Source organism: Pseudomonas sp. KUIN-1 (assembly GCF_009176725.1).
Taxonomy (GTDB): Bacteria; Pseudomonadota; Gammaproteobacteria; order Pseudomonadales; family Pseudomonadaceae; genus Aquipseudomonas; species Aquipseudomonas fragariae.
Map to the genome: position 1 here is coordinate 1059528 of NZ_AP020337.1, position 21390 is coordinate 1080917.

Sequence of the window (21390 nt, forward strand, 5' to 3'; positions counted from 1 at the left end):
GCATGACTAAAGTTTCGTTTTATTCAGGCGTTTCCACTGTTCCATGTAAATGGCATTGTCGATAACTCCGCAGTTGAACAACGCCGTGAGGTGTCCAATCGCCTCGCCATCACGTTGACTTGCGAGTGGACAGCCAGATGCGAAGGCCTTCACCGCGATCTTGACTGCTTGTTTCACCATGCGCTCCCCAGTCCAATAAACATCAAGCCTGGATGGGTCGCTGAAATCGATGTTATGTGCGCCCAAGGCCCGATATCGAAGGCCGTACAGTGCCAGTTCGGCAAGCTGTTCGGTGTTCATACCGCAGAGCGCCGGGTGCTCGGAGTAGAGGTTCATTTAGCACCAGCCTTGCGCATAGCCTCGCTGGCTTCCAGTGCCCTGTTGCAGACCTCCGCTGTCGCGTTGCAGGAAGCATCAGAAAGAGTGCCAATAAGCCCTCCGATGCTTTCCAGCATCCACCCCACCTTGACTACTGCTTCTGGGCTAAGGCCGGAGTTTTCGTTATCCGCTGCACAAGCCAGCAGGTTGCCGATACCTGAAATGCCATACGCCAGCGAGTGCATGTAGTCATCGGTCGCACGGATCACTGCATCGAGCTGGTCGGCATTCATTTTTGGGATGGTGTCGTTTGTGGGAAGCAGGTCGACCCAGGTCATAGTTTTCATTGGTCACCCCCACAAACTACCGGAATGTCGGTAGTTAGAAGCTCGGCCCAGGTCATGGCTGTGTGCTGGGCCATGACGGCGATCACCTTGGCCACGAGCGGCGGAGTGGTCGGGTTGGCGATGACGGCAGAGGCGAGCGCCAGCAGAGTTAGAATTTCCCTGAGGTCTCTGACCAGTTCGGAATCGATAAGGGCATGAGCGGTCATTGGGCAGCTCCCCGATCGTCGCGCAGGCTGTAACGCACTGACTGAACCAGCGCTGCAGCAGTGCCAGCGAGGAGGCCAAGGGATCGAAGCTCCACGCAGGTGATAGGGTCTTCGCCGTCATTGATTGCAACGTCGAGACGAGCGCAGAGACGCTCTACGCCCAGAGCCAGGTCGGCGGCTAGCGCCAGGCCCTCACCAGCATCGCCGCCCTGAATCACTTGGATTAGGTGGTTCATATCGTCGCGCGCGCCGAACTTGATGGATTGCAGCTGTGGCAGTGCTTTATTTTTCGAGGCGATCATTGTGCAACCCCAGCATTTTCCAGAGCGCGTGCGCGGTCCATGTGGGAGTTGTAGCGGTTGAGTCTTACTGCAAGGGATGAGTTTGCGCGGAGAGCGCTCAAGGCCATGCGGCGGTGAGCAAGTGCGCGAAGTGCGGGCGGAATGAGGGTATGCATAGGTAAAGCTCCCGTATCAAGTTGAGAGCTACCACGTTCGCGACCAAACGAATGGGTGGCAGCCGTGCGTAGGTTGGTCGACCGGAGATACAGGAACCCGGCACACCCGAAGGTGTCCTGCGCACAGCCGCCATAACACGGAACTGCGGACACAAAAAAAGCGCCTGCAATCGTAATGGGGGCGCTGTTGCGCCTGTATTTTCTCGGGCGACCAAACCCGATCGCTGAATTTGCAGCGACAGGCAGACGATACCGAGCATCACGATTGCTTGCAATCTCTGTTATCGACCGCTGGTCTTTAATCGTGAAGGTCAATGTCATTTTATGAACCCTCGATCAGCAGCGCTCCAGCACTTGTATCGCAGGCGAGCGGACGCACCTTCGCGATCTGGCGAGGAGTTACCTGTGACACGGCGAGAGCAACTGCCAGGCCGATGCAGTAGAGGCAGTCGAAGGGATTCAAGCGGCACCCCGCAACTGCTTATTGCGCAGCGCTTGAACATACGCATTAAGCGCCTGCTTGCGTGTCGCATAATCTCTCCCTTGGCCGATCAGCAGCACGTCTCGGGTTTCCACCAGCATGATCAGCTCCAGCTCTGGCTGCGTCAGTTGATCCCGATTGCGGCCGGCGAACTGCCCGGTGATGACCTCATTGATCAGCCGCGCTTCGTTCATGAAGTGGTGCGGCTTCGTGGCCTTGCCTGCGGCCTCATGAGTGATCGACAGGGCGTCGCACAGGCTTCGGTAGCCCACGGCTGCTTGACGTCGAGCGACGGCCTTGGTGTTGAGTTCGCCGCGGATTAGCGCATCGATCTGCTCATCGCACCAGATCTCAAAGTCCACATCGAGCCAGCGGGCGAACTTGACCGCCAGCCGTGGGTGAATCCAGGTGCCTCCACCACGATCGGCTCGGGCACGACTGGTTTTTACATATGTGATTTTCCCAGATGTACGCTCCAAGGCGTTCAGATAGCGAACTGCGTCCGGTAGGCGAAGCCACTGAGCAGGCTCTTTGCCGAATCTGGCCGCAGCTTCCGTAGCATTGATCCAGCCGTCAGCGTTGAAGGTGACGGCCTGGCCCTCGTAATCCATCTTCAGAATTTTGGCAGTCATGCGGCGGCCCTGGGTTCGGACATCAACGTGTACAAGGCAACACCCCGATGGGTGCGCCCCCATTCATCAGTGAGGACTATCCGGGCTGTGTCTATCCGGTACCCAGCTTTGCGCAGATCGCAAATCCGGGCACCTGGGCGGCAGATGTTCAGCTCGCGCATTGCGGTGAACGTGTCAATCGACCCCAAGCGAAGACGCTGTATAAACCGTGCGTTCTGGGCGTTGATGCTGGTATTCTTTATTTGAGATATTTCGAGGCGGGCCTGTTGGTCGGCCTTTTTTTTGTCTGTCATTTATGCAGCCTCCCCGCGCAGCGCGATGCGCTGGCGAACCCATGCCTGTACTTCTGCCAGCACGAAGCCAACTGGCGAACCACGCGACTTGCTGTTGCTCAGCGGCACAGGGCGAGGGAAGGTCGGGTCGTCTTTGAGGCGTTTGTAGACGGTGGGGCGGGCGAGGCCGGTGATTGCTTCCAGATCCGGCATGCGAATCAGGGTGATCGCCGGGTCGAAGTTCTGCGCTGCGCTGGCAGATGCTTTGTGTGGAGCATGGATAGTGTGCATTTTGCGTTTCCCGATACTGATCTAGACGGGAAACAGGATGATTGCGCGACGGTGCTCTCAACAGACCAGCATGCGCGGAGACTGTACCGTTAGCGCGTATACCGTACTGTATGCGCGCAGATGGTAGTCAGTCAGGTCTTTGAGCGCACGTGCGCCGTGATCCACCCATAAAGCGTTCTCTCGGTAACTCCGTATTCTCTGTGTTTATTCCGAGCGAAGGCTGTGCGGCTGCTGAAGTTTGACCCGGTATTATCCCAACACAGCAGGGCTGCTGACCTGCTCTCGCTTGTTTCTTTATGTCGAGCATTGGCTGCGAGACTGGCTGCGAGCGAAACCTTTTTCCTCACTAAATCCTCTACCTGCTCGGGGATTCTTTTTTCATTGTCGCGCAGGAAAAACTCGATTCTTTTGCGCATTTCATGTTCCTCCTGACGCTGCTCTGCTCTACAAATAACCTCCATGATGTCTACCGCGTTGTTGGCAATGGAGCGAAGGCACACCATAGGTAGGTCTGCTTTCAGGACGGGTGGATACCACTCATCGTCCTGGTATGAAAGGATCGCTTCCCCAATGAGCACCAATGCTAAAACTGCGAAGTATTCATAGGGTTTTGCGTCAGGGAAATTCTCATCATCAAGATCGACTCCTTTTAAACTATCCTCCAGAGCCTCTAGGCGGGTAGTGTTCTCTTCATTCGGAAAATCGAACTCATCAGAAATGATGTCAGGGTTTTGATCGACCAGCGTTCCCAATCCATATTCCGTCCGGTCCTTCTCGGGGAGATGGCGGAGTATCGAGCCATTGGTTTTCACTTGGTGGGTGATCCAAGATTCTTTCTCTTTGTCAAAATATTCGTTGGTGAGCCACTCGATAGTTGAGGCGGCTACTCTGATCTCATGTTCTGATCGGTTCGCAAGTACCAGCCTAGCGCGTGCTTGCATAACGGGCAGCCGCCATATTGGCTTGAACGGAGCCTCGTCGGTAAATGCATCAAACTCTTTATCCGTTTCCATGATCAACCCCTGTCCCGTCGCCCTGTAATGAGAAGCCGGCTGGCCGTATGGGGGGGCTTATCTCCCCGTGCGGCTAAGCGGGCCAACATATTGTGTATGTCTTATCGCCTGCAATTGAATATCGTTAGATTTCAGTCGATATGTGTCTACGAGTACCTCGGAAGGCCCGGCTCAGGCCCTTTGCCCGAAGTCGCCTTGCACTATTACGCCTCCTGCAAGGCCATCAAGGTAGTTCGCATACCATTGCATCATCGCCGTGCGCTGCGGCATGTATTTCGCCTTGTTGTAGACGCCAGCCACGCCGGGCTTTTTGTGCGAAAGCTGGGCCTCGATGTGGTTTTCGTCGAAGCCGTTTTCGTTGAGCACCGTCGACGCGATGTGCCGAAACCCGTGCCCGGTCTGGCGACCCTCGTAGCCCATCCGGCGTAGCGCCATCAGGAACACGGTATCGCTACGGGGTTTCGTGCGGTCACTGCGTCCAGGGAAGAGCAGGGGATTGCCGCCGGTGTATTGCCGCAATTCTTCCAATGCCTCGATCGCCTGTGTGGAGAGGGGCACCAGATGCTCCAATCCCTTTTTCCGGCCCTTGCGATGCACTGGGACGGTCCAGACCTTTTTATCGAAGTCGAACTCTGACCACTGTGCCTCGCGCAGCTCGCTAGGGCGCACGGCGAACAGGCTCAGCAGGCGCAGGCCGAGGCGAACGTCGTGAGCGTGAGGATATGCGTCAATTGCGCGGATCAGGCCGGGGAGCTCGTCCTGTGTTACGTGGGCATAGTTCTCGGCTTTACCTGATTTGAGATACTTCTGCAGACCCTCCAGCGGATTGTGGGTAGCCCGGCCGGTAACGCGCGCCAAGTCGTACACGTCCCGACAGTAGGAACGCACCCGGCTCATCTGCTCAAGAATTCCTTGCTGCTCCATGCCGCGCAGAAACTCCATCCATTCGAGCGGAGTGATGTCCACGAACTGGCGCTTACCGAACACCGGGAAGACATGACGCTCCAGGGCGCCGATAATCCGCTTTGCTGTGCCCGCGTCCCAATTAGTCAGACGTGACGCGTACCACTCCCGCGCCAACGGCTCGAATGTCTCGCCGGCGATATCCCGATCTGCTTTCTTGCGCGCTTGCTTGGTGATGATGGGATTTTTGCCGTCGGCGGCATCAGTGCGCAGTTCGCCAGCTTTCTGCCTGGCGACAGATCCGCTCACCTCTGGATAACCGCCGAGCCCGAGCCATGACCATTTGCCGTCTGGCTTCTTGTACCGCAGCTGCCAAGACTTTTGCCCGTCAGGCTTCACGCGGAAATAAAGGCCGCTCCCGTCGAGTTCGCGATACTCCTTGGCGTCAGGCTCAAGGCCGGCCAATGCGGTATCGGAAAGGGGACGGCGTTTTATCTCGGAGCGCTTCATTTTGGCTTGTATCCCCTCGGTTCAATTATTTCTCGAGGATACACACCGGGATACACGGAGGGAAGGTATAGAGGGATACAAGGAGAGATAGTCAGAAACAAGAAAGCCCGCACTAGGCGGGCTTCTTGAGGTTGTTTAGAGACTCATGGAGACATCTGTAAACAGGTACTTGGTGGCTACACAGGGACTTGAACCCCGGACCCCAGCATTATGAATGCTATGCTCTAACCAACTGAGCTATGTAGCCAAGTGGCGCGCATTATTCTCGGAGAACGCATATGTGTCAAGCGTTGTTGTGAAAAATAATTGCGTGTGATCAACCGGTTAGGTGGCAGCCCTCGTCGGAACGTCGTTCCGGGCGCTTACCGGAACAGGGTGTCGAGCATCTCCAGGTCATCGAATTCTTCTGCCCTCTCCAGCATCTCGGCCATCTCCCTCCGCTCCCTGAGCCAGGCTTTAAGGCTTTTCGGGGTGGTCAGTGCCTGCAGTTCGTCCTGTTCCTCGTCGAGGTGCTCCCGTATGGCTTTGACCTGCCTGGCACACTTTGTGTTGGCGGTCTTGGGTTTGAGGTCTTCGTACGGGTCCATCAGGAAGCGTTCACGGATCAACATCTTGCGATCATGAATCTCGTCCTCCAGCTCTCTGAGTTGTTCGCTCAGGATCCGGTTGAAATGCTTGAGGCGCTTGTCGGAGATGCTGTCGATGTGGCTCTGGTCGATTTGCTCGATCTCCATTTGCATCTTCAGTAGCGCCAGCAAGTCATCACCCTCGTACGCTTCGTTGACCCTTTGCATGAGCGCTGTCTTGCGATCGCGCTCATCGGCATCCTGCTCGCGGTCCGGGTGCAGTGCGCTGGCCAGCTTGCGGTAGATTTCGCGCAAGGACTGGCTGCCTTCAGCCTCTTCCTGCTCACGACGCAGTTCGCTGGCCGTCGGCTTTTTCGGCTTCTGTGCGCCTTGCGCTTGCTCGGCCTGCTCTTTGAGCTTCTCTTCAATATGCCGAGTCACGTCCTCGAGGGAGTCCAGGTCGACATCGTCGTCCAGTTCCACGCCCAGATTTTCTTCCAGTGATGCTTTGAACTGCTGGTTTTGCAGGCGCTCCTCCTCGTCGTAGTCGTTGCCGGTGTATTTGAGGTAGAGCTGCTTCAGTTCTTCATCGTGTTCGCCGCCCATGAGTGACATGGTCAGGACGCAGATAATCTCGAGCACCGTATGTCTGTCTTTTTTGGCCAGGCGGAACTGATCGAAAGCCACGTCAAGCAAGCGCAGCTTGTTCATCTCGTTCGCTGCCTGCTCACGGAGCATCGGAACCAACTCTTCGATCCACAGCTTTTCGCAGGTTGCTGAAATCGCGAGCCACTGCTGCAAAAGCTTGCGCCTGGTTTCGAGCTTTTCCATCAGCGTGTTGAATTTCTTCTGACCGGCGCTCAAATGCGGCCTGGACGGTTGCGTGACGATGCGTGGCGAGGCGGGTGGGGTGGTCATGAAGACCTCCTTGATGGGGGAGCACTGCTGCGTAGTGATTGATTGTCGTTGGCCAGTTTACTTTTTCTGACCTTTTTGCGGGATGAATAAATGGCTGCCGTAAAGCACTTCTTCTTGTCTGCTGAGCGGTCCGCTTCTTGCTTGCATGTGCCTGATAGCTCGTTTGAGAAGCTTTTTGACGCCAAAAACAATGAATGGCGACACTTTGCGTACCAATCTGAGGCGATGTGTATCGCCATTGAAACAAGAACATGGCATTTTGCTGTTAGTGTTTTTCCAACAAAAGGCATCGCCTCTGTTTGTGCAGATCTGGCAGGTGTTCACCGGGAGTCGCAGGACATGAACAGTCTTTTGTCACCAGGCATGCGCCTGATGGGACATTTTGGTTTTGCTCGCAAGTTTCAGGTCTTGTTCCTGCTGTTCATGTTGCCGCTGGCGGGCAGCGCATGGGTCATCACCAAGGAATACAGCAACAAGCTCGATGTCATATCCGGGGAGCAATCCGGCGTGCGTCAACTGCTGGCCCTCGACGATCTGAACATCGAGTTGTCCGCCCAGCGCGATCATGCCGCACGCTGGAAAGCGGCCGACATTCTACGCGAGCCAACCCCGGCAGCGAAGGCGGCGATGGCCAGCGTCGATGCAGGGATACCTCGAATTGCCAACGCGCTGCAGGGCGTTCAGGCCGTATTGGTCGAAGAGAAAGCTCCTGCCGACACCATGAACCGTTTCAAGGCGCTTCAAGCTGCGGTTACCGGTCTGGACACGGCATCATTGCGCACGGTGGGCTGGTGGCCTGATGGCTACGACCGTTTCACCACGGTGCTGAATCTGGTCCAGGCGCTGCGTGAGCAGATCGCGATGGACAGCGGTTTGATTCTCGACCCCTGGCTTGAAACCTACATGCTGATGCAGCTTTCCACCCAGCAAGTGCCGGACCTGATCGAGCGTATCGGTCGTCTGTCGAGTGTGGGGCAGACGTCGGTGGCATCGGGGCAGTTCAGCCTGCAGAGCCGCCTGCAAATGCGCGACCTGCGTGGCCGCATCGATGATTCCAAGGACCAGATGCAAAAGGCCGCCGGCCTGCTGCTGTCCAAGCTTCCCGAGCAGTTGCAGCCGTGGGCCGACAAGTACGCTGCGGTGATGCAAGTGCTGGAAGCACAGCTGAAGGTCATTGACGAAGGTGTTTTCGGCGGCAGCATCAAACTCAAACCGGAAGAGTTCGAAAAGAGCATCGACACGCTGACTGGCAGTACGGCAGATTTGCGCAGGCAGTCGCTTGACGCGCTCAATGGACGCCTCGATTACTACCATGAGAACTCCAACACGGAGTTCATCCCGATGGCGGTGGTCTTCTGTGTTCTGGTGATCATGGCGATCTATCTGTTCGCCTGTCTGCAATCCTCGATTCGCAACAGCGCCAGAGGCATCACCACGCTGGCTGAATCCCTGCGTGACGGCAATCTGTGTGTGGAAGTGGCTGTGCAGGGCCGTGACGAGCTGGCTGCCATCAGCCGCGCGCTGAACGTCGCGGTAGTGCAGCTGCGTACCAGCCTGCTGGGTGTCAATCAGGAAACCGTACGTGTCGGCGATGCGGTCTTGACGCTGAATGCCCAGTCCAGCGGGACGCTCACCGAAGTCGAAGACCAGCAACAACAGATCAGCCAGATCGCCGCAGCAGCCACCGAACTGGCTGCCACTTCCCAGGGCGTGGCCAGAAGCTGTGAGCAGGCATCGGAGAGCGCCAGGCAGACGCGTCAGATTGCTCAGCAAAGCAGCCAGGACAGCCAGCGCACCACTGACAGCATCCAGCAACTCAATCAGCGGCTGACCGAAACTGCCGCTGCGCTGGGCCGCGTCAGCGAGCAGGGCCAGCAGATCCAGTCGGTGGTGGATGCCATTCGCGGCATCGCCGAACAGACCAACCTGCTGGCCCTCAACGCAGCCATCGAGGCGGCGCGCGCCGGTGAGCAAGGCCGCGGGTTCGCGGTGGTTGCCGATGAAGTGCGCAGCCTGTCCCAGCGCACCCAGGCCTCGACCGCTCAGATCGCCGGCACGGTCGACAGCTTGCGCTCCACCGTGACGCAGGCGGTCAACCTGATGGAAGCGGCCTGCGGGCAAGCCGTCAACGATGCGCAGTCGGTAACCGGCCTGGGCATCCGCCTGGGCGAAATCGCCACGGCAGTGCAGGGTGTGACCGATACGCTGGCGCAGATATCGACCGCCGTGGAAGAACAGGCAACGACCGCTGATGAAGTGAGCAGTAACATCCAGCAGGTCGATCAGGCCGCAGGACGTTTGCTGGAAGGCGCCCGTGCGGTCAATCAGGCGGCGGATACCCTGAGTCAGGGTAGTAGGGCGTTGAATGACAATACGGCGCGGTTTCGCTTGGGGTGATTGGGCAGTTTGCCGCATCAGACCGAAGAACCGGCGTGGTGAAACCCGCCGGACTATCCGTTTTTGTGGGAGGACGTGTAAAAGTTGGATCAACGGATATACATTCAATCATTTGATAACTGACGGGAGTCGACACAAGGCGTAAAATGCGCGGTTTTTGCAGGCGAAAGGTTTCTTGAGAACGCAGCTCCCCGAAAAACACAGGGCAGACGGTGCCAGCCCGCTACGGCGTCGAGGTTTATCCGACGCGTCCGGCCGCCCACGCGTCGCCATTTTGATGTGCACGTACAACGGGGCTGTGTACCTTCGTGAGCAGCTCGAATCGTTTTTTGCTCAGACCTTTCGCAATTGGGTGCTTTATGTTTCCGACGATGCATCGACTGATGACACCGTTGGCATACTTTCCGAGTACCAGGCCCGCTGGGGGCGCGAGCGGTTAGTTATTTTCAGCGGGCCTTGCAAGGGCTTTGCGGAGAACTTTGTCTCGCTGGTTCGACGCCCTGAAATAGACGCCGACTATTTTGCGTTCAGTGATCAGGATGACGTCTGGTTCAGCGACAAGCTGGAGAGAAGCGTGGGGCGCCTTGAGCTATTGAAGCCCGATAAGCCGGCGCTTTACTGCTCCAGAACCCGGCTGGTCGATGCGGACTTGAAGGTAATCGGGGTTTCTCCGCTGTTCAAAAAAGAGCCGTCTTTTAAAAACGCCCTGGTTCAGAGCCTGGCAGGTGCCAATACCATGCTGATCAACCAGGCGGCGCGAGATCTTTTGGTCAAATTGCCTGAACACGCCCCACTGATCGCCCATGACTGGCTGACCTATCTTCTTGTTACGGGGTGCGGTGGTCAGGTTTTCTATGATGCCGACCCCTGCCTCTACTATCGCCAGCACCGAGGAAACTTGATCGGGGCCAATGCGAGTACTCGAGAAAGGCTGGTACGGTTTCGCAAAATGCTTTCAGGACGATTTGCCGAGTGGAACGATGCCAACGTGTCGGTTCTGAAGGGGATGGAGTCTGTGCTTACTGAAGAAAGCAGGAGCGTACTGACGTATTTCGACACCGGTCGAAGAGAAGTTTTTTTAAAGCGCGTCTTGACTCTGCGAAAGGCCGGGATCTACCGGCAGACGGTGCAGGGCAATCTAAGTCTGATATTGGCAATATGTGTGGGGCGAGTGTAGCAGGCGATCAATTTTGCGTTGTTTACGCAAGACGCTTGATAATCATCAAACGGAAGGTATTCGTCAAAGCACCTTCAATAGAAAGTTTACGGTGCGTGGAGTCGCATGTGATTAATCGAGATAATTCATTCGATTGTCTTGGGCTCCTTTAGAAGGTCTGAAGTATGCATCAATTTTTGATGCCCTCTCGGCCTGGACTTCAAAAGGCGCCCGCCATATCAGATAATCAGACTTTTCTCGCCATGCCGTGCAGCGATCGACTAGATCATCATGATGCTCCGCACGCTTGTCAACGCGGGTGTAGCCAGCATCACCGCTGACACAGGTTTCCTCCCCATGTATCATTTCGAACTATTTGCACATGGGCCAATGTGTCTTGCATCAGACACGTTGGCCCGGATATTGGTCCAGTTTCTTTTTACCAGTTGCCTCTATAGAGATCGGAGTAAACATATTTCGGATCTGTCATTGTTGTAGTGGTGACAGAGAAAAACAGAATTGCTGATACTCCCAGTGCGGCACCGATTAAGACCCCATGCTGGCGCAGCAAATTCTTTACTGAGCCAAGGTCGCTGGTAAACGCAATTGCACAATAGAAGGCAAGGTGCAGTGCGAGGAAGAATCGTGTCTCCACTGCCGATGGAATTATGGCAATTGTCGGCAATAAACACGTCAACGCCCAAAAGACAGTTTTCACCCTTTCGCCAGTCGTTGCACGTTGCGCCGCGATAGATATGCTGATGATTAGCAGGCCAGAAAATATAATGAGGAAGTTGAAGAGGGCAAGGGTGTTCCTGTCTCTTGACTGCCCTATCGTATACACTTCGCCGTCGCGCAAATCGAGACCATTGATGATGTGTCTACCATAAATCCCTAAAAAGTCTAGCGGGTTTTGCAGAAGTAGTTTGAAATAGGTGCTCAGTTCAAACGGTTCACTACCGATGTTCTTGTCGGCAAAGAAGCGCTCACCAGCGCTGTCCATATAAAAGACGGCTGGGCCAGGCGATGCTGTATCCACCGAGGTTTCGTAACGCTGCAGCGTAATTCCCCAAAGTAATTGGCTAACGAACAATGATTGTGTTGGTGAGGTTTTCACTAATGCGGCGGGCGAAGTTATAACTAATGGGGATAGGATTTCGTGGTGTTTTAAGTTGATGGCCGTCTGTGGTATGGCTGCGATCAACGCGCCTGATAAAAAAATCAAGAGTACAGAGATCTTAGTAGGTACTGAGTGCTTGTCATAAATAATGAATACTGCGCCTAGTGCCAATAGGGCAGCAGGGAACAGATAAATGGTACGCGTGTTGTAGGCCCCATATGCAAGGAAACCTGACAGTACTAATAATGTGAAACGTTTCAAGCGAGAGGTTGTAGCAGCTGAAGAAAGCATGCAGAACGATGAGCCGACCATCATTGCCAATGCCGGTAGATCGCTCAAGGGATAGGCGATTACGCCAGGGAATAAAATTGCTACGAGCATTGGGATGATCATTCGACGCAGGAACGAAACCTGCCCACCAAATACCCTCAGATAAAACCCTGGAAGAAGAATGGCAAAGAAATAGGCGTATACCAAAGACGAGGTAATTCTAAATGGACTGTATCCAAGTACCGTAAACGTGTCAGAGAGGTATCTGGCTGGTGCGAGCAAGGCTGGGTAGAAGTATCCCCGGATGGTATGTGGAAAATTGAACAGATGTTCTACTTTGCTCAAATTCCAATAATAACCAGCGTCCCAAGGGAATGCAGCCACGCCCATGATTTTATGAAGAATCATGAAAGTCAAAGCGATCGCCATAAAGGCAGCAACTTCTTGACGCCTGACAAGTAATCCTTCTCGAACATGCTGTAAAAACGACTTGCTGTGAGTGAGTTGTTTCATGTGGCTCCGTTGTTTTTTTTATAGTGGTATCTGACGATGGCTACGATCGGCTAAATATGCGAAAGCTGGCGCTGCCAGAAAACTTCCTAATTATGCGCGAACGTAGTAAATCCAAAAGTGTTACGTACCCTTCGTCCGCCTCGCTCACGGAGGTTGGCGAGCAAGCTATCCGACCGCATTGGCTGACCAAGTCATGGTCTCTGACGGAAATGTGCACGGTACAATGGGGTGGATAATGCCTGCTTCAGCGGCAAGTTGGAAAGAAGTATTTCTCGTCTTGATTTTTCAGACTCCGGTACAGCTGCGCTCTATTGTTCCAAAATATTACTGGTAGATGCCGATCTGAAAATGATCGGTGTTTCACCGTTGTACAGTAAATCTCGTCTTATGGAGCCAAGTTGTTTCAAAACCTGACAGATCTCAATACCACGCTGGTCAATCAGGCTGCTCGTGCACGATTAGTTCGGTTGCCTAAGTGATCTCAGCTGATCGGTCATGACAGGCTGATGTGTTTTCGCAAAAATGCGTTCAGGGCGATTTGTAGAATGGAACGACGTTAACGTGACGATTAGGAGTGGGGTGCAGTTTGCTCGCTATGGGAATCGTGCTGTTTTGAGGGATGTTGATCACCGCCGTCGACAGGTTGGGGTTAAAAGGTTGTTGATTCTTCGCAGATTTCGTATCTAAAGGTAAGTAGTGCTAGGAAGTTTAAGTCTCATTCTGGACGTGGTCTGGGAAGAATTTGAAGGTATTGCAATGATCATGAGCTCAATTGTCATTAGCCTTTTATCTTGGCCGTATACGGTGCGGACTTTTTCTGACCTCTAGTTTATCGTCGTCCAGTCTGGGGTTCATATATCTATGCTCGAATCTGATTTTTCGTTGTTGTCACTTGCGCACTGGCGATCGACGATAAACATGCTCCACGTGTAACTCGGTTCTTTCCAGTTTTCGACTTTTGCGTCTCCCAAAGACATGTAGCTTCTCGGGTAATCCATGGTCTAAATCAGACTGCTAAGTCATTTTTTTTGCCAAAGGAGCTAATTCCTGTCCGATACCTAAAGGGCAGTGGAGTCGCCAGCTCCTACGCCGTCCAAGATGGGAGGAGCTGAAATCTAGATGGATGGCATGTCGGGGCTCTGTGTGGTGAGGCAGATGACTCCGTCGGACGGCCGCCCAAATTTCTTTTTTTTGCACCTGCATAAACGTATCCTGTCATGGTTATGCTTGATATTGGGCGTCATTTTGGGCTGGCGATGGCGAATCTACCTGCAATACGAGGTAGATGCCTACGAATCCTCAGGGCTCATGTCTTCGAAGTCAGCATGTGCCGGCTTGATGAGGACGCCTGTGAATAGTTGACATAGTGTTGAAGTGATGCCAGAAGCTAAACCGTCACAGACAAGTCGTGTAATATACGGAGTGTCGAAAGGAGTGCGAGTGACCGTCTTGCCGTAAGAGCAACGTGGTGTATTCGGAAGAATTTAAAGAAATTACGAGGTCATCGAGTCATGCTTAAGCGTCTCCGCCACGAGAACTCGCTTCAGAAAAAGCAATCTTCTGCTGCCATAGAGAAGCTGCAGCGAGAGCTGGTTTTAGAGCAGCAAAAACTGGCAAGAAAGGAAGCAGTGTTCACGGCGGCTTTGATCGAGCGAGATACGCATATCCATAATTTGAACCTGACCATTATGGAGCTACAAGGCTCGACCAGCTGGAAGATAACATCTCCGCTTAGAAAAATAGTTGCTGCCATTCGACGCGCGCGCGGCGGAGAGCAGGCAGCTGCGCCATTTCCTGCACATGGCTCGCTTCCGCATACCGTGGAGCCAGAAGAGACAGAGCTCATTCACTCTGAACACGTGCCAGAGCATGTCGATACGTACACGCAATGGGTCGAAGAGTTTGACACCATTGACGATATTGATCGCCTTTGCATGTATGAGGAAATGGGAGCTTGGAAAACCAAGCCGCTGCTGTCGATCATCATGCCTGTTTACAATCCGCCTATCGACATGCTGAGAGAAGCCATCGAAAGCATAAAAACCCAAGTTTATTTCAACTGGGAATTGTGCATAGCCGACGATGCGTCAACCGATCACCGTGTTCGGCTGTTTCTTGAACAGAGTGTCAAATCAGACCATCGGATAAAAGTCACCTATCGTGAACAGAATGGTCACATTTCGAAGGCCAGCAATTCTGCACTCGACGTCGCAACAGGTGAGTTCATTGTCCTGATGGATAACGATGACACGCTTCCTGAGCACGCCTTGTTCTGGGTGGCCAAAACAATCAATAACCATCCTGATGCGGCTGTAATTTATTCGGATGAAGACAAGATAGACGAGCAGGGCATCAGATCGGCTCCCTATTTTAAAACCGACTGGAACCCTTACCTCTTCCGCTCGCACAACATGATCAGCCATCTTGGCGTGTACCGGAAAGAACTCGTTGATAGAGTCGGGGGGTTTCGGATCGGTATGGAAGGATCCCAGGATTATGATCTGGCGCTTCGTTGCGTTGAGCAAGTCGAGGCTGCCCAGATCATTCATATCCCTCGCGTACTTTATCATTGGCGCATGCATGCAGGCAGCACTGCAATGTCCACCGATGAAAAGCCCTATGCACAAAATGCCGGGCAAAAGGCACTTGATGAACACCTGAAAAGATCTGGAATAGCCGGGCATGCCGAGCTACTGGATTTTGGCATGTACCGTGTTCACTACGACTTGCCTGCTGTGAAGCCTTTGGTGAGTTTGATCATTCCGACGCGGAACGCTTACGCGTTGGTGAAACAATGCATTGAGAGCATTCGTCACAAGACGCTCTATCCCAACTACGAAATCATTCTGGTTGATAACGGTTCTGATGATCCGCAGTCGCTGCAGTATTTCGAGATGCTCTCACGCCTGACGGGTGTCACCGTGCTTCGTGACGACGGTGAATTCAACTACTCCGCACTGAATAACAACGCGGTAGAGCACGCCAAGGGTGAGCTTATCGGGTTGATCAACAACGATATCGAAGTCATCAATCCTGAGTGGCTGGATGAAATGGTGTCCCTGGCGTTGCAGCCTAACGCTGGAGCTATTGGTGCACGGTTGTGGTATCCCGATGAGCGGCTACAGCATGGTGGCGTCATCATGGGACCACTCACCCTTGCCGGGCATGCTCATAAAATGCTGCCCAGAGGTCATCATGGCTATTTCGGAAGAGCATCTTTGATTCAGGGAATGTCTGCGGTGACAGCAGCGTGCCTGGTCGTGAAGAAATCAGTCTTCCAGGAAGTAGGTGGGCTCAACGCCAAGGATCTGAAGATTGCCTTCAATGATGTGGACTTGTGCCTGAAGATCATGCAGGCCGGGTATCAGAATATCTGGACCCCGAATGCAGACCTTTACCATCATGAGTCGGCGACGCGTGGCTTTGAGGATACGCCTGAAAAAATTAAGCGGTTTATTAGTGAAGTCGAGTACATGCAGAACAAGTGGCGTGCGATTATCAAGCACGACCCTTACTACAACCCTAACCTGACTATATCTGCAGAAGACTTTTCGGTAGCGTTCCCACCACGTGTTACTGATTTGGCGGGTGGCATGTAGCCTGCTAAGAGCTATGGTTGAGGCAGGTGTCGGTGGTCACCGACACCTGCCTCATACTGATCAAGCAAGACGTTTGTCCCGCGTAACCATGCAGGTTACTGGCTCTTCTCGGCCTTGGCGGCGAACGCAAGTTTTGACAGGATGAACGTCACAGGCAGAGTTAATGCAATAGCGGCCAAAGGCGCAAGTCTTTCGTCAAACTGCAGCTTTTCGACCCAGCACCAGAGTATGACCAGACTCAAGCAATACTGAATCGCGTAAATAAGCGGCAGCAGGATCACAGAACGCAGGCCCTGATGGCTCTTGAAGACAAAGAATCGATTCAGAACATAGGCCAGCAATATTCCGGTCACATAAGAAATCGTGTAACTGATTTTATAGGACAGGAACATCAACAGAATGAGATAGATTCCATAGGTCAAGGCGGTGTTGAAACCGCCTGACATCAGGAATCGAGCAAAATCCTGTTTTAAGAATTTTGAAAAAGCCCGATTCATCATGGTGCCGTTATTCAGCGTTTGCGATCAGGGATTTGAATTCTTCGTAGTTACGAATGTAGTCCCCGGCATCATAGTAATGCGATGCAAACACCAACAGTACGGCATCCTGTGAATAGCGATACTGAATACCCCAGGTCATCGGTGGCAGGTGGATGCCCTGATTCGGCTTGTCGAGAATAAACTCTTCACGATTGACACCATCATCCGCTACAACATGAACCGAGCCCTTCACTGCCACCAGAAACTGGTGACAGATACGGTGCGCGTGTTCGCCCCGCGTCTCGGCAGTCGGTACGTCGTAGACTAAGAAGTAACGTTCGGACTTGAAGGGTACCGAACGCTCGAATTCGCCCGCCGACAAACTACCGCGAATATCCGCGACTTCATTCATGGTGTGCAAGGTTACGTTCTTCACTGACGTGGTGGTTACGCCTGGCGCAGCCTTTTCCGGGCGTGTCTCGCTACTGGCGTTGACAGGCTTGGCGTCCACGTAACCAATGATCTTGGCCGGGTTACCTACGACTATAGCGTTAGGCGGTACAGAGCGGGTCACGACAGCACCTGCGCCGACCATGGCGTTGATGCCGATGGTAATGCCCGGAAGAATCGTGCAGTTAGCACCCAGTGAGGCGCCTTTTCTGATAATGGTACGCGCGAAACTCTGTGGATAGACTTTGCTGCGTGGGAACAGGTCATTGGTAAATGTGGCGTTAGGACCGATGAAGACATCGTCTTCAATGGTAATGCCGTCCCATACCTGTACACCGCATTTCAGCGTCACGCGATCGCCGATGATAACGTCGTTTTCGATGAAAACGTTATCGCACACGTTGCACTCGCTGCCCAGGCGTGCGCCTGGCAGGATATGCGCGAACGCCCATACACGCGAATCTTTCCCGATATTCTCGGACTCGCACAGCGCATGGCTGTGAACAAAGAAATCCTTAGCGCTGCTCATGTGTTTCTCCAAATCCCTCGATCCGCATCGGGATGGCCAAGGGTCTATTCTTTGTATTTTCGTAAGTGCGCCATGCATAAGAACCGACGATGCCCAATCCCAGCAGGTTCAAACAGCCGAGGAAGGTGATGGCCAGCATGATCATTGCGTAGCCGGGTACTTCAATTCTGCCTTCGAGCTTGGCGATGAGTGTGAACACACCGAACAGCGCCGCAAATGTAGAGCCGAACGCGCCGACGCGGGTCAATATACGTATAGGCATATCCGTGAAGGAGAATACGCTGTCCATCAGGTAATTGACTTTTTTACGCAGCGTCCATGCAGACGTACCGTGAACCCGTTCCTGCCGGGTATAGGTAACTACTTCGCGGCGATAGCCCATCCAGAAGATCTGCGCGATGAGAGAGCTGTGACGCTCTTCAAGAGTCAGCAGAGTATCCCGAAAAGCCTTGTTGCAGGCGAACATATCAACGCCGCCTGGCGGTATTTCAGGGATGACATAGCGACGGTAAAAGCCCCAGAAAATCTTTGAAGCAGTCCGCGTTGCCCATGGGTCCTGACGACCTTCACGTACACCAACCACAACGTCGATATCGCCGCGCATCAGTACCGTATTCATTTCCAGAACCAGTTCTGGCGGCTCTTGAAGATCTGCAGCCATTACCGCAAAACGGTCGCCAGTGCCATGCTGTAAGCCCGTGCGGATCGCCATGAATGATCCGAAGTTTCTGGACAGCAGGATCAGCTTGGACTTGAACGATTGTGCCGGTAGTTGTTCCCTGAGTAGTTCGTAACAGCGGTCAGGGCTGCCATCCACAACGAACACAACTTCCAGGTCGTGTCCGAGCTGCTTATCAAGCGCCGTCACAGCGACGAGCAAGTCGGGAAGATTGCTCTCGTTGCGATAGACGGGAATGACCAACGTCAGCAAAGTCATATCTCCTTGGAAAAGTGCGCAGTGACCGCTGCGATGACGCGTTCAACCTCGTCGTCACTCAGGCCCGGGAAGCAGGGAAGGGAGATGACGGTATCACATGTACGCTCGGTCACGTCCAGAGCGACGGACGGCGCAGATGAGTACGCTGGTTGTTTATGGTCGGCGATGGGGTAGTGAATATCCGTACTGACTGACTTCTCTTTGAGTGCCGCAGCCAGAGCCGCCCGATCTTTCGCGCGAATCACATATAGATGGGCGACGTAATCATCCGAAACCGAGGATGGAAGCTCGATATCCAGTCCCGCGAACGCTTCGTTATAGCGCTTGGCGATGGAGCGGCGCTGTTCGTTCCAGGTGTCCAGATGCGGCAATTTGATACGCAGAATTGCCGCTTGCATCTCGTCCAGGCGGCTGTTGCGGCCACCCGGGATTGCAACGCGATATTTCTGGTCCCAGCCATACTGCCGAAGCTGGCGGATACGTGAGGCCAGAGCGTCATCACCGGTAACCACTGCGCCGCCGTCACCGAGAGCGCCCAGGTTTTTAGTCGGGTAGAAGCTGAAGCAGGCGATGGTGCCAAAGCTGCCTGCTTGCTTGCCATTGCGTCGAGCGCCGTGGGATTGCGCGCAATCTTCAAGAACCGGAATGCCTGCTGCGGAAGCGATCTGAACGATCTCTTCGATGTTCGCCAGTTGACCGTACAAGTGCGTAACGATGATGGCCGCCGGCTTTTCCTTGGCAATTACAGTTTCCAGAGAGTTTTTGCAAAGGGTCAATGTTGCAGGATCGACATCTGCATAAACAGGCGTTGCGCCTACTGCGTGGATCGCTGTACTGCCATAGAAGCCGGCATTTGCCACGGCGACAACCCGGTCGCCTACAACAACGTCCAGGCCTTTGAGGGCGAGTTCCAATGCGTCCGAACCGTTAGCCACGCTGATGCAATGCTGCACACCTACGTAGGCGGCAAACTCTTCCTCGAACAGCTTCACTTCGTTACCTAAAACGTACCAGTGGCTGTCCAGCACGGCCTTCAACGGAGTCGCGAAATCAAGTCCTGCGTTAGCTTTGATGGCCGAGAAAAGCGGAATATTTTCCATTGGGGGTTCCATGATCAATGAGACGAACGGCTGATGAACTCGCATACATCAGGCATTGCGAAAATTTTAAATGAAGAGCTGACAGTGTATAGCTTCAGGTCGCACTTGTCGGCTGGAGATGGCGGCAGAATGATCCCTTCGTAACCGGTACGGAGCGCTGATTTATCCCCAATGGCTTCGGCGACATCCTGCCTTTTACCTTCAATATTGAGAGCACCCGCAATTTTACCTCCTTTTACGGCGATTATATATAGAGGTACTCCATCATGGGGTTCAATATAGCTCCAGCCTCTTATGAACAAACCGTCTGAAGTCTGGCGTATAACGTCGATGTTGCCCCTTGGAGTCGCTGGCGAAACAGGCGCTCTTAGAGAAAACTCATCACCCTCTACAAAGAGACGTTTCGGCAACTCGGGGGCCCTGATGAAAGCATCAGTTGAATGGATTGAACCGCTTGTCTCTTGTACAGCTTCAGACAAAGGTCTACCAATGGCTGACTTCTGAAGATTAGGCTGGCTTAAGGTATTTGCGCTCCAAGCAACAAGATTAGTCCACGCCATCCATACGGTAACTAAAAACAGCCACTTCATGTGGAATTGACGAGATTTTTCAGCTCGCGCTAAAGAGGCTGATGTTAGGTTGCTAGTATGCGTTGTAGTTGCGATCGCAATAATGAATGCGAGGAAAGGTATGGTGACGAAGAGATATCGACCCTGAGGCTGAGGTAGGGTGTTTTGAGAGGCAATCAGGCTAAGGATTATGATTGATGGAAATAAGCCAAGAATCATGATCAGAGGAAGCAGTTTGTCCAGTATAAGTTTTTTCTTGTCTGGCAAAGCGCAGGCGCGAGCCGTCTGGAAGATTGCAGTCAGTGTGACTAATATCAGAAGGAAAGCAGCTCCCATGTAGTAGGAATCGGGTATGTATACATTCATCCAGCCCGTGACCGAGAAATAACTCTTCGTAGCCAGGCTTAACCATGGCACGATCGTCGTCATGTCGAACAAGTGATCCGGACACCTTATATAGCATGTTCCAAAACCTTGTGCCGGGCTGAGCTTATGCATCGCGACAAATTCTAATTGGCCTGAAATCCCGGTAATTTCGCCGTACTTGATGTAGGTAATTACAAGCATAGGGGCTGAGATAAGCACAGCTATCAATGACGCAAATGGAAGGAGTTGTGTGACTTTACGCTCTCCGCTATAACGATAGGCAATGAGCATGACACCAGCAAAAACGAGGGCGGGAAGAAAGTAAAGTTTTGCCAGGAACATCAGGCCGAGTGCAATGCCGAAACAAATCGCACTGTACTTTGTCGGCCTTTTTACATACCCCATAAGACTGCTTAAAAGCAGTGCAATACTGGTGAGTCCATAGGCGTCACTATTGAAGTACGAGAATACGAAAGATACTTGAGGGATGAGGGCTATGATGAGTGCGCAAAAAGCTGCACTTTTTTCCGTCATTCCAGCTCTGTGCGCGATTCGGTACAATGCGCAGATAAATACTGCGCCGAGTATCCAGTTGAAGCACCGTGCTGAAAGATATGCCAAATCATCTGGTAGCAACCAGCTTAGTCCGTAAGAGCTGATCATTGCGCCTATCACATGAGGAAAGGGCAAGCCGTGGTACCAGAACTCTCCGGGGTGCCATGTATAACCGGAAAGGTTACCGGTAAATGGCTGTAATGGTTCCGCAGCGCTAGGTAACTCATGAAATGTCTTGAGGTATTCTAATAAAAAAAAGTGCGTTGACTCATCAGGTCCGCCGTGGAACGAGATACCAATCGACCATAGGATCAGGACGAAAAAGTAGACGACAGCTAAAATCAATTGGTAGCGGGGTTTTGATATTTCTGTGTCGTTATGATGAATAGTGTTCTCAGGCACGCAAAGCTCCTAGGCTTCTGGTTTTCCTTGTTTT

Annotated in this window: 19 protein-coding genes, 1 tRNA gene and 1 pseudogene; 3 read left to right on the top strand and 18 right to left on the bottom strand. The window is 53.2% G+C overall.

All coding sequences use genetic code 11. The annotated features are described in order from the left end of the window. Positions 1–6: 6 nt before the first annotated feature. From KUIN1_RS05075 to KUIN1_RS05130, 11 genes are all read right to left on the bottom strand, one after another. Positions 7–336, bottom strand: a complete 330-nt coding sequence (locus tag KUIN1_RS05075; protein ID WP_152091871.1) for a hypothetical protein — start codon at positions 334–336, stop codon at positions 7–9. Next, entirely contained in the window at positions 333–665 is a 333-nt protein-coding gene (locus KUIN1_RS05080) for a hypothetical protein (protein WP_152091872.1), read from the bottom strand. The genes KUIN1_RS05075 and KUIN1_RS05080 overlap by 4 nt, the downstream gene beginning before the upstream one ends. After that, entirely contained in the window at positions 662–871 is a 210-nt protein-coding gene (locus tag KUIN1_RS05085) for a hypothetical protein (protein ID WP_152091873.1), read from the bottom strand. The genes KUIN1_RS05080 and KUIN1_RS05085 overlap by 4 nt, the downstream gene beginning before the upstream one ends. Continuing rightward, positions 868–1173 carry a hypothetical protein gene (locus KUIN1_RS05090; RefSeq protein ID WP_152091874.1) on the bottom strand — a complete coding sequence of 102 codons (306 nt, stop codon included), beginning with the start codon at positions 1171–1173 and terminating at the stop codon, positions 868–870. The genes KUIN1_RS05085 and KUIN1_RS05090 overlap by 4 nt, the downstream gene beginning before the upstream one ends. A gap of 614 nt (positions 1174–1787) precedes the next feature. Beyond that, positions 1788–2441 (bottom strand): KilA-N domain-containing protein, encoded by a 654-nt coding sequence (locus KUIN1_RS05100; protein WP_152091876.1) that lies wholly within the window; start codon positions 2439–2441, stop codon positions 1788–1790. Next, positions 2438–2734 carry a helix-turn-helix domain-containing protein gene (locus KUIN1_RS05105; protein WP_152091877.1) on the bottom strand — a complete coding sequence of 99 codons (297 nt, stop codon included), beginning with the start codon at positions 2732–2734 and terminating at the stop codon, positions 2438–2440. Before KUIN1_RS05105 ends, KUIN1_RS05100 begins: the two co-directional genes overlap by 4 nt. Beyond that, entirely contained in the window at positions 2735–3004 is a 270-nt protein-coding gene (locus tag KUIN1_RS05110) for a helix-turn-helix transcriptional regulator (protein WP_152091878.1), read from the bottom strand. Positions 3005–3135: 131 nt separating this feature from the next. After that, positions 3136–4017 (bottom strand): hypothetical protein, encoded by an 882-nt coding sequence (locus tag KUIN1_RS05115; protein ID WP_152091879.1) that lies wholly within the window; start codon positions 4015–4017, stop codon positions 3136–3138. 171 nt (positions 4018–4188) lie between these two features. Next, entirely contained in the window at positions 4189–5430 is a 1242-nt protein-coding gene (locus tag KUIN1_RS05120) for a tyrosine-type recombinase/integrase (protein ID WP_152091880.1), read from the bottom strand. Between the two features lie 170 nt (positions 5431–5600). Beyond that, positions 5601–5677: transfer RNA gene (locus KUIN1_RS05125), tRNA-Met, on the bottom strand. 115 nt (positions 5678–5792) lie between these two features. Beyond that, on the bottom strand, positions 5793–6914 hold the full coding sequence (locus tag KUIN1_RS05130) for a J domain-containing protein (RefSeq protein ID WP_024652599.1): 1122 nt from the start codon (positions 6912–6914) through the stop codon (positions 5793–5795). Between the two features lie 1371 nt (positions 6915–8285). On the opposite strand from KUIN1_RS05130, the gene KUIN1_RS28515 reads away from it, so the two are divergent. Together KUIN1_RS28515 and KUIN1_RS05140 are read left to right on the top strand one after the other, a co-directional pair. Continuing rightward, complete coding sequence (locus KUIN1_RS28515; RefSeq protein WP_373605093.1) at positions 8286–9311, top strand: methyl-accepting chemotaxis protein; 1026 nt, start codon at positions 8286–8288, stop codon at positions 9309–9311. A 277-nt stretch (positions 9312–9588) separates the two neighbouring features. Then, entirely contained in the window at positions 9589–10488 is a 900-nt protein-coding gene (locus tag KUIN1_RS05140) for a glycosyltransferase family 2 protein (protein WP_024652601.1), read from the top strand. 224 nt (positions 10489–10712) lie between these two features. Here the strand turns inward: KUIN1_RS05140 and KUIN1_RS28520 are convergent. Together KUIN1_RS28520 and KUIN1_RS05145 are read right to left on the bottom strand one after the other, a co-directional pair. Then, positions 10713–10836 (bottom strand): annotated as a pseudogene (locus KUIN1_RS28520) (IS5/IS1182 family transposase); the annotation flags it as partial. Positions 10837–10906: 70 nt separating this feature from the next. Beyond that, a complete protein-coding gene (locus tag KUIN1_RS05145) occupies positions 10907–12370 on the bottom strand; it encodes a hypothetical protein (protein WP_058823269.1) in 1464 nt (487 codons plus the stop codon). A gap of 1511 nt (positions 12371–13881) precedes the next feature. Here KUIN1_RS05145 and KUIN1_RS05150 point away from each other — a divergent pair. After that, positions 13882–15969: a glycosyltransferase family 2 protein gene (locus tag KUIN1_RS05150; protein ID WP_024652603.1), complete on the top strand. Its 2088-nt coding sequence runs from the start codon at positions 13882–13884 to the stop codon at positions 15967–15969. A 95-nt stretch (positions 15970–16064) separates the two neighbouring features. Here the strand turns inward: KUIN1_RS05150 and KUIN1_RS05155 are convergent, their stop codons facing one another. The 5 genes from KUIN1_RS05155 to KUIN1_RS05175 are packed head-to-tail and all read right to left on the bottom strand — an operon-like array spanning position 16065 to position 21356. Further along, the gene (locus KUIN1_RS05155; RefSeq protein WP_024652604.1) at positions 16065–16469 is read right to left on the bottom strand and encodes a GtrA family protein; all 405 of its coding nucleotides are present in this window, start codon (positions 16467–16469) and stop codon (positions 16065–16067) included. A 7-nt stretch (positions 16470–16476) separates the two neighbouring features. Continuing rightward, complete coding sequence (locus KUIN1_RS28245) at positions 16477–17427, bottom strand: WxcM-like domain-containing protein (protein WP_024652605.1); 951 nt, start codon at positions 17425–17427, stop codon at positions 16477–16479. Then, the gene (locus tag KUIN1_RS05165) at positions 17414–18364 is read right to left on the bottom strand and encodes a glycosyltransferase family 2 protein (protein WP_024652606.1); all 951 of its coding nucleotides are present in this window, start codon (positions 18362–18364) and stop codon (positions 17414–17416) included. Before KUIN1_RS05165 ends, KUIN1_RS28245 begins: the two co-directional genes overlap by 14 nt. Next, positions 18361–19464 carry a DegT/DnrJ/EryC1/StrS family aminotransferase gene (locus KUIN1_RS05170; RefSeq protein ID WP_024652607.1) on the bottom strand — a complete coding sequence of 368 codons (1104 nt, stop codon included), beginning with the start codon at positions 19462–19464 and terminating at the stop codon, positions 18361–18363. Before KUIN1_RS05170 ends, KUIN1_RS05165 begins: the two co-directional genes overlap by 4 nt. Before the next feature lie 14 nt (positions 19465–19478). Beyond that, positions 19479–21356, bottom strand: coding sequence for a glycosyltransferase family 39 protein (locus KUIN1_RS05175; protein WP_024652608.1), 1878 nt, complete (start codon positions 21354–21356; stop codon positions 19479–19481). Between the last annotated feature and the right edge of the window lie 34 nt (positions 21357–21390).